This is a genomic window from Halomonas sp. SIMBA_159 (assembly GCF_046536035.1).
GTDB classification, from domain to species: Bacteria; Pseudomonadota; Gammaproteobacteria; order Pseudomonadales; family Halomonadaceae; genus Vreelandella; species Vreelandella venusta_A.
Genome location: NZ_JAWJBT010000764.1, coordinates 1 through 265, shown reverse-complemented (window position 1 = coordinate 265; position 265 = coordinate 1). Strand labels below are relative to the sequence as shown.

1 protein-coding gene is annotated in these 265 nt (G+C 38.9%); it reads right to left on the bottom strand.

The window, feature by feature from the left end; all coding sequences use genetic code 11:
* Positions 1-265: lysozyme family protein (locus R0J87_RS21270; protein ID WP_498888778.1), on the bottom strand; the 265-nt coding region annotated here is incomplete at both ends.

Below are 265 nucleotides of genomic sequence, written 5' to 3'. Positions count from 1 at the left end.
CAACCTAATTTCAAGGATTGGTATTTGCTAAATTCTAATGCAAGAGCTTTTGTATACTTTCCCCCACGTTTTTTTACGAAGTCAATAAATCCACCACCATAATTGTAAGACTGTAATGTAAGGCGCACATCTCCCCCTGCCTTTTTAAAAACAGCCGCAAAATGCTTTATACCAACCTGTATCGAGTATTCTGGATTAGTTATCGTATTAGGCGGCAAACCTATTGATTCACTTGACTGCATAATATCAAGATAGCGCCCACCAC